7 protein-coding genes and 1 pseudogene are annotated in these 7,914 nt (G+C 57.2%); 4 read left to right on the plus strand and 4 right to left on the minus strand.

Annotated elements, in window-relative coordinates:
* Window positions 1-242: 242 nt before the first annotated feature.
* From AC13CY_RS10755 to AC13CY_RS10770, 4 genes are all read right to left on the minus strand, one after another.
* Complete coding sequence (locus AC13CY_RS10755) at window positions 243-1,298, minus strand: AbrB family transcriptional regulator (protein WP_483052499.1); 1,056 nt, start codon at window positions 1,296-1,298, stop codon at window positions 243-245.
* Between the two features lie 95 nt (window positions 1,299-1,393).
* Window positions 1,394-2,899 (minus strand): tripartite tricarboxylate transporter permease, encoded by a 1,506-nt coding sequence (locus AC13CY_RS10760; protein ID WP_483052500.1) that lies wholly within the window; start codon window positions 2,897-2,899, stop codon window positions 1,394-1,396.
* Between the two features lie 12 nt (window positions 2,900-2,911).
* Entirely contained in the window at window positions 2,912-3,361 is a 450-nt protein-coding gene (locus AC13CY_RS10765; RefSeq protein ID WP_483052501.1) for a tripartite tricarboxylate transporter TctB family protein, read from the minus strand.
* Window positions 3,358-4,350 carry a Bug family tripartite tricarboxylate transporter substrate binding protein gene (locus AC13CY_RS10770; RefSeq protein WP_483052502.1) on the minus strand — a complete coding sequence of 331 codons (993 nt, stop codon included), beginning with the start codon at window positions 4,348-4,350 and terminating at the stop codon, window positions 3,358-3,360. The genes AC13CY_RS10765 and AC13CY_RS10770 overlap by 4 nt, the downstream gene beginning before the upstream one ends.
* Before the next feature lie 139 nt (window positions 4,351-4,489).
* Here AC13CY_RS10770 and AC13CY_RS10775 point away from each other — a divergent pair, with 139 nt between their 5' ends.
* The 4 genes and pseudogenes from AC13CY_RS10775 to AC13CY_RS10790 all read left to right on the plus strand — a co-directional run bounded on the left by AC13CY_RS10775 (window position 4,490) and on the right by AC13CY_RS10790 (window position 7,595).
* Complete coding sequence (locus AC13CY_RS10775; RefSeq protein WP_483052503.1) at window positions 4,490-4,936, plus strand: response regulator; 447 nt, start codon at window positions 4,490-4,492, stop codon at window positions 4,934-4,936.
* 18 nt (window positions 4,937-4,954) lie between these two features.
* A pseudogene (locus AC13CY_RS10780) lies at window positions 4,955-5,158 on the plus strand (helix-turn-helix domain-containing protein); the annotation flags it as partial.
* 5 nt (window positions 5,159-5,163) lie between these two features.
* Window positions 5,164-6,552: a sensor histidine kinase gene (locus tag AC13CY_RS10785; protein WP_483052505.1), complete on the plus strand. Its 1,389-nt coding sequence runs from the start codon at window positions 5,164-5,166 to the stop codon at window positions 6,550-6,552.
* A complete protein-coding gene (locus tag AC13CY_RS10790; RefSeq protein ID WP_483052504.1) occupies window positions 6,552-7,595 on the plus strand; it encodes an ABC transporter substrate-binding protein in 1,044 nt (347 codons plus the stop codon). Before AC13CY_RS10785 ends, AC13CY_RS10790 begins: the two co-directional genes overlap by 1 nt.
* The last annotated feature ends 319 nt before the right edge of the window (window positions 7,596-7,914 follow it).

The raw sequence follows: 7,914 nt of genomic DNA on the forward strand, positions 1-7,914 counted from the left end.
TGCTGAAGGGGTTGCCGAAGCTGACCGCACTGAGCTGACGCTCCTGCGAGACCACCACAGCATCAGAAAGCGAGCGACCGGAGCGGCGGTAGGCGATCACGGCTGCTTGGACGGCCGCCATTGATTCCAAAGAGCTATAAGAAAGCGGGAAAATTTCAGCGTTTTGGCATTACTCAACGGCCATTCGCACTGAAGAAGCCGATCCTGATAAGCGATGCCACCAGTCAGTACCTTCAGACCGCTCAATCAGCACCCTCGTGAATGAGGCGGGATAAAGGCAGCAACAACACCAGTAGCGTTATACGTAGTAAGTGGTGAGTGGTAACGAAGGCGGGATCGATACCTAAGCTTAGTGCGACCAAGCTTAGCTCTGGGGCTCCGCCTGGCATGTAGGCGAGTAGCGCCGCCGCGGCAGAGTAACCGGTGAGTAAATGCCCTACCCAGGCGGCGAATATCGCCAGCAGCAACAGTACCAGGGCCTGAATGACCGCCATCAGCATGGCCACCCCCACCTCGGCAATCGGGGCACCCGCAAAGCGCACACCCACTGAAATGCCGATGACGACCTGTGCGAGCGCAATGATCACAGGTGGCACAGCCGCATGCGTGAGGCTTGAGAAGTGCAGCGCCGCTGAGACAAGGGCCGGGCCAAACAGCAGCGGACTAGGCAGGCGAAGTCGCTTACCCAGCCACATGCCGACAATGCCAGCCGCCAGTAGCCACGCGATATCAGTGGAAGCGGGCACCCATAACCACTGCGATAAGGCTGGCGCGCTACTGCTAATGTCGACATGGCCGATAAACTGCAAAACAGGTGGGATGGCTATCAGCAGAACCAATATGCGCACAGCATGGGTAATGCCGATGATGCGCAAATCGGCTCCCGAGGAGAGGGCCATCCCGGTTACCGTGGAAACCCCGCCAGGCACGCCGGCGTAGAGCGCCGTTTCCCAGGAGTGCCCCGCCACGCGGCGGGAGAACCACACCGAGAAAGTCATCATCACCGCCGTGGCGATCAGCATAATCGCCAAGCTGCCCCCCCAACGCGTTGCTTCCCCGGTCATGTCGGGAGTGAACGCTGAACCGAGCATGACCCCAATGACGACCAACACGCCTTGGCGGCCCTTGCCCGGCGACCTCATCGGTACGCCAGCCAGGGAGGCCGCCGTGGTGGCGATCATTGCCCCTAATAACCAGGGAAGCGGCAATTGTAGCCAATACGCCAACCCGCCCCCGATCAGCCCGAGTGCCAACGTTGGTAAGAAACGGCCTATAGGGCCCAAGGTTATTGCTCGCATCGTTTTCAACATCACAGATTTGCAAATAAAAGCCCTGGCGATCGTTATCACGGGCCAGGGCTAGCTATCTATTCATTGCCGGGCAAAAAGCGCCGTTACTCAGCGCTTAACTTGCGGGCAGCCAATAGCTTCGGTACCAACCAGGGCAGCACGAGTAGTAATGCCGCCGCAGCCCACAGCCCCAGTGAAATACCCGATTGCCATAGGATACCGACGTCGCCGCCACTGATAGAGAGTGCGCGGCGAAGGTTCTGCTCCATCAACCCACCCAGTACGTAGCCGAGAATCACTGGCGCCAGGGAGAAGCCCAGCTTACGCAGCAAGTACCCAAACACGCCGATAACCAGCATCAAGTAAATAGCAAATAGATCGGAGTGCAATTGATAAACGCCGACGAACGCCAGGATAGCAATGGCGGGTACCAGTACCCAGCGTGGAATAGTCAGCACCCGGGCGAATACACCCGCTAGCGGCAGGTTAAGCATCAGCAATACGATGTTGCCAATATAAAGTGACGCGATAAGCCCACCGGCCACTTCAGGCCGCTCGGTAAACATCATTGGCCCAGGGGTGATGTTATAAAGCATCAATGCACCCAGCAGTACCGCTGTTGTACCGGAACCGGGAATGCCTAAGGTTAGCATGGGCACAAAAGAGCCTACCGCTGCCGCGTTATTGGCCGACTCCGGCGCAGCCAGCCCGCGCATATCACCAGTGCCAAAGGTGTTGTCCTTGTCTGAAAGCCGCTTTTCCGTGGTGTAGGAGACGGCTCCGGCAACAGAGGCGCCAGTTCCGGGTAGAACGCCGATGATAAAGCCGATCAACCCCGAGCGGATAATCGCACCCTTACATACCAGCACTTCCTTGAGGCTAACAAAAACGCGCCCGAGCGGCGGCAACTCGCCATCGTTGTCGGTACTGTGAGCGTTTTCAAGCATCAGCAGGATTTCGCTGATAGCAAAGAGGCCGATAATCATCACTACAAAGTCGATGCCGTCGTAGAGCTCAGGCATGCCGAAGGTATAGCGCAGCACGCCGCTGCCGGAATCAATGCCCACGGTGCCAATCAGGACACCCAGTACGGCACCAATCGCGGTCTTGATTGGATCCTTGCCCATCATCACCGACATGGAAGAAAACGCGAATATCATGAGCGCAAAGAATTCCGCCGGGCCGAACATCACCGCAACACTAGCCAGGAGCGGTGCAAACAACGTCAGGCCAATAATGGCAATGGTCGCGCCGATGAAAGAGCTGACTGCTGAAAGCCCTAAAGCGGGACCCGCGAGTCCCTTCTGTGCCAGCGGGTAGCCATCGAGCGTGGTCATGACCGCCCCGGCATCGCCAGGCACATTGAGCAAAATGCTCGACATGCGACCGCCATATTCGGCGCCGGTGTAAACCGCGGCCAACAAGATCAGTGATGACTCGGCAGGCAAGCCAAGGGTATAGGCAAGCGGCATCAGAATGGCAATGCCATTGATCGGGCCGATACCTGGCAAGGCCCCAAATAGGGTGCCGAGCAAGGCGCCAAGGAAAGCCAGCCCCAGGTTAAGAGGGGTCAGCGCAACACCGAACCCCTCGATAAGGAAATCGAACATCTTAGCGATCCTTTAAATGAAGGTATCGAACCAGTAGCCAGAAGGCAGGCTGATCCCAAGGGCTGTGGTGAACAGAAAGTAGCCGATAACCGACATGATGACGCCGGTGATCAGCGCTTTACCCCAGGTCGCATCAAATAGTCGCGCCAAGGCCGTCACCACGAGCAGCGATGAGACGATGAACCCCAGCTGTGTGAAAAAAACGGCATAGGCGAAAAGCAGAACCAGCACCAGTAACAACTTAAGCGCCAGTGCTTTGTGGGGCCATTGACCGTTGGGGCCCGGTCTGAAAATCAACACCAGTGAGAGTCCAGTCAGCAGAATTGACAGTCCTACTGGGAAGGCCTTGGGGCCTACGGGTTCGTAGCTGAAGGGCATCTCCAGCTGTACGGCCTGGACGGCGATAAAAGCCGCCAGACCGATTAGCGCTATGCCCAGCACTCGGTCGGCGGCGATCTTCATTTGGTCAGACCTACTTCTTCTGCCAGCCCTTTAAACTCAGTGACCTGTTCTTGGACGTAGCGGTCAAAGTCTTCACCGAAACGAGCCATTGGAAACAGGCCCCGCGCCTCACGTAGCTCGGCGAATACCGGGTCCTCCGCCAACTGCTGCATGCGTTCGACCCAGGCTTGGTAGGCTTCATCGCTGACTTCCGGACCCATGTAATAACCTCGCCAGATTGGCCACTCCACGTCGTAGCCCTGTTCGGCTGCGGTGGGAATATCGGCGTAGGGGCCGCCCATCCGCTCTTCGGAAAGCGCCGCCAGGACGCGGATTTTGCCACCCTCAAGCTGGGACTTAAGTTCTGCCAAATCACCGGTGAACACTTGAATGTGGTCGCCTAACAGCGCTGCTAGTGCCTCACCGCCACCTTCGAAGGCCACGTAACGGAGGTCTCTGGGCGACATATCCCCAGATTTGGCGATCAGTGCTGCCTTCATCCAATCCTGACTACCTACTGTGCCACCAGCACCGAAGGCGATCTCGTTGGGATTTTCTTTCAGTGCCGTCATCAGCTCGTCGAGGCTCTGCCACGGTGCATCGGCACTGACGACAATCGCGCCATAGTCGACGCCCAGTGCGCCTAGCCAGCGAACCTCATCAGCGTCGTACTCGCCAAACTTGCCCAGCGCCAGATTCACGGCAGCACCGGTACTGGCGGCTACAATAAGGCCGGGATCATCAGTGCGCACACCGTTAACATGGTTGTAAGCCACCGCACCAATGCCGCCAGGCATGTAGCTAACCATCATCGGCTTACTTATCAGCCCCGTATCCTGGAAACCATTGGCTGCTAATCGACACGTCAAATCGTAGCCACCGCCGGGCTGGGCGGGCGCGATGCACTCAGTAGACTCGGGAATGGCTTGAGCCTGAGCCTGGCCGATAAGCAATGCGGTGCCCATTAAAGCAAGGCTAGAGGCATGGCGTAAGGTTGAGTTGACCTTCATGACGAACTCCTGTTCTCTTGTTGTATTCGGGAGCAGGAAGACCCGACCCCGGTCATCCTAAGATGACCAGCGCAATGTTAGGCAGACAACCTTTCATCAACCTGTCATTTTCCTTAACGCCCCCCGAGACTTTAGTCATATGCGCCTAATCATCGTTGAAGACGATCCGATGATCGCCCGCTCGCTTTACAACGCGTTATCACCGCTGGGGAATAGTGTCGACATTTTTGCCCATGTCAGGGAAGCGCAAGCGGCGCTACGCAATGACCACTTCGATCTGATACTGCTTGATCTGGGGCTGCCTGACGGAAATGGTCTTGAGTTGCTGAGTGAATTGCGTGAACGAGGTGACCGAACGCCCGTGTTGATCCTGACCGCTAGAGACGGCATTGAAGACCGAGTCCGCGGCCTCGATCTAGGCGCGGATGACTACCTAGCCAAACCGTTTTCACTGGTGGAGCTTGAAGCCCGTGTACGCGCCTTGCTAAGGCGCAGCCAGCAGCGTAGCGATAACCGCCTAACGTTGGGCCCTTTGTGTCTTGATCCCGTTGCTGGCGCTGCCACCGTCGATGGGGTACCGCTCTAATTACCTCGCTGTGAGCTACGCTTGCTTGAAGGGCTCCTGCTACATGCAGGCAATATTGCCCCCCGCGAGATGCTGGAAGGGCGGGTGTTTAGCTTCCGTGAGGTAGGTTCTAATGCACTTGAGGTTTACGTCAGTCGGTTACGCAAGCGTCTTAAGGGGAGCGGTTTGCGTATCCGCACGTTTCGTGGCCTTGGCTATCGACTCGAGGAAGCGCCGACTTGACCCAAGTGATTGGCACGTTAAAAGCGCGCTTGGCTGTCTGGCTGCTGGTCATGGTGTCTGGGCTGGGCACGCTGCTGCTAATGGAAGCCTATTATTCCACTCAGCGTGCGGCCGAGCGTGCTTTCGATAGCCAGCTTGAAGCGGCGGCGCTGACGATTGCCGATTCGGTGCAATGGGAAGGCAGCGACCCCGTTATCAGTATTCCTCCCGCCGCCCTACAAATTCTGGCGACTTCCCATCAGGAGCGGGTCTTCTACGCCGTGCTCAACCATAACGGACGGCGCATTTCAGCCAATCTGGCTCTCTCCATTCCCTTGGCCGGTCGTGAAGCAGCGGCCACTGAACCAACCTGGCTTGACGTGACGCAGTCGGGCACCCGCTGGCGGCTGCATGGCCGCGAATACGACTCAGCGGGATGGGACATTCAAAACCCGGTGCAAATCTGGGTGGGCCATACGATGGGTGGGCGGCAGGCATTGGCCAGTGAGCTCTTTGAACGCGCGATCATCCGTTTTGTCGCTATGGTATTGCTGGCGGGCATACTGATGCTGCTGGCAATGCGGGTGGCACTAAAACCGATGCGCCAGTTGCGCCACCGGTTAAGGAGGCGTCAAGCCGATGATATGCGGCCACTCAATGCCAGGGTGCCGGAGGAATTGCGCGAAATGGTCGAGGCGCTGGATACCCTGTTTACCCGCCAGCGCGAGAGCCGCGATAACCTGCTGCGCTTTACGGCCGATGCCAGCCATCAGCTCAAAACCCCGCTCGCCGGCCTGCAAAATACCAGTGAGTTAGCCCTACAAAGCCGCGATCCCGATGAGTGGTATCGTGCCCTTTCAGACGTTCATGTTGGCGCAGAGCGCACCAGCCGCTTGGCCGGTCAGCTACTCAGTCTTGCGCGCCTTCGCCATGTAGAAGAGGCCGAAGAATGCTTGCCGCTCGATCTAAGAAAGACGCTACATGAAAGCGTGCTCGAATGGGCCCAGCGCGAGGTGGCCACGCAGCATGACCTGGGGCTGGCTGAACTGCCCGCCGAGCCAATGATCATACAAGGGCAAGCGTGGGCGCTGCACGAGCTATTGGGCAACCTGATCGACAACGCGCTGCGCTATACCCCTCCAGGTAGCGAAATCACGCTGGGGCTAAACGCTATCGGCAACCACATAATGCTTTATATCGAGGATACCGGGCCTGGGGTCGACCCAGCGATACGTCACCGGCTGTTTCAACCCTTCGAACGCGGAGGGCGTCAGGACACCCACGGCTCAGGCCTGGGTCTGGCCATCGTAGAGACCATCGCGCAACGCCACGCGGCTAAGCTTCAAGTCAAAGAACGTCCGCCACATGGGCTGCGTATCGAAGTGCATTTTCAGGCGGCGGGGGAGGAAAGCTGATGCAACGCTTATGGCTCACGACGGCGCTGGTGGTTTGCTTTTTTGCATCTTCTCAGGGTTTAGCGGCGACGTCCTTGGTGGTAGAAGCCGCTTTGGACCGACAGGTGGTCGCGCCGCTGTTGGCTGCTTTCGAGCAGGCCCATCCGGGTATTGAACTAAGCTACCGGGACCGTAGCACACTGGAGGTGAATGCCTTGACTGCGGAGGCTGATCCACCTCCCGACGTAGTGATTAGCTCCGCCATGCCCTGGCAAATGAACCGCGTCAATCAGGGGTATGCCCAGCGGCTGGATTCTGAACTGGCCAACGAATGGCCCGAATGGGCAAAATGGCGTAACGAGGTGTTTGGGTTTACCTTCGAGCCGATTGTCATGGCTTACCGGCTCGATTTAGCCCGCCACATGTTGCCGCCGCAAACCCATGCAGATCTGCACAATTTACTGAGTGCTCAACGTGACACGCTACAAGGCAAGGTAACCACCTACTCGCCCTCCAATAGCGGCATCGGCTACACGCTATTTCAACAAGACGCGCGTTATACAGAGAGGTTCTGGGATCTGGTCACCGCATTAGGTGATGCGGACACCCACCTTGAATCCAATACCCGCTCAATGCTGGAAGGGCTTTCAGAGGGTCGCTATTGGCTGGGTTATAATCTGCTGGGCTCCTATGCCATGGTGTGGGCCCAAGAGCATCCCGAGGTGATCGTGCAGGTGCCCCAAGACTATGCCTTAGTCGTGATGCGGACCGCCTTTATCCACCGTGATGCGCCACACCCCCGAGCTGCTAAAGCGTTTATGAACTTCCTGCTCAGCCGCGACGGCCAGCGTGTGTTGGCGGCTCAAACCCCGCTTTTCAGCGTGCGGCCTGATATTGTCGGACCCTACACGGCTCAACGTCTCCGCGATCAAGTGGGCGACCGCCTATACCCCATCCCGCTGAACGCCTCGGTGCTCGCTTTCGTTGACCCTCAGCGCCGCGATGCTTTCATGGCTCGCTGGCAACGTGAATTTAATCGCTACAAGGGGCTTAATGATGATTAGATATGCCAATGTATAGGATAAATCAATCCCCAAACTCGCTAAAGATTCTTTTAAATGTATGATTTATTAGGATGTTATCTTTAGGTCAAGGATGCTGATGAGTCACTTTATCAAGCTAAACGTAGTGGTCACGACAGAATTAGCTGCCCTAACCTGGATTTCTCATAGTACCTCAGCCAGTACCGCACTCAGGCTGTAACACCGCTAAACACCTACTGGCTCGACTTACATCGGCTACTTTTTAACCACTTTCCGGCGTTCAGACACACTTCCCCCTTTCCCCCATTGCTTCGGGCCGGGGGCGCCCGAGCAGTCAGTT

This window comes from Vreelandella sp. L-15, assembly GCF_056857635.1.

Coding starts and splice junctions, on each gene's coding strand:
- AC13CY_RS10755 (WP_483052499.1), bottom strand. CDS start 1,298: ATGCGAGCAATAACCTTGGGCCCTATAGGCCGTTTCTTACCAACGTTG.
- AC13CY_RS10760 (WP_483052500.1), bottom strand. CDS start 2,899: ATGTTCGATTTCCTTATCGAGGGGTTCGGTGTTGCGCTGACCCCTCTT.
- AC13CY_RS10765 (WP_483052501.1), bottom strand. CDS start 3,361: ATGAAGATCGCCGCCGACCGAGTGCTGGGCATAGCGCTAATCGGTCTG.
- AC13CY_RS10770 (WP_483052502.1), bottom strand. CDS start 4,350: ATGAAGGTCAACTCAACCTTACGCCATGCCTCTAGCCTTGCTTTAATG.
- AC13CY_RS10775 (WP_483052503.1), top strand. CDS start 4,490: ATGCGCCTAATCATCGTTGAAGACGATCCGATGATCGCCCGCTCGCTT.
- AC13CY_RS10790 (WP_483052504.1), top strand. CDS start 6,552: ATGCAACGCTTATGGCTCACGACGGCGCTGGTGGTTTGCTTTTTTGCA.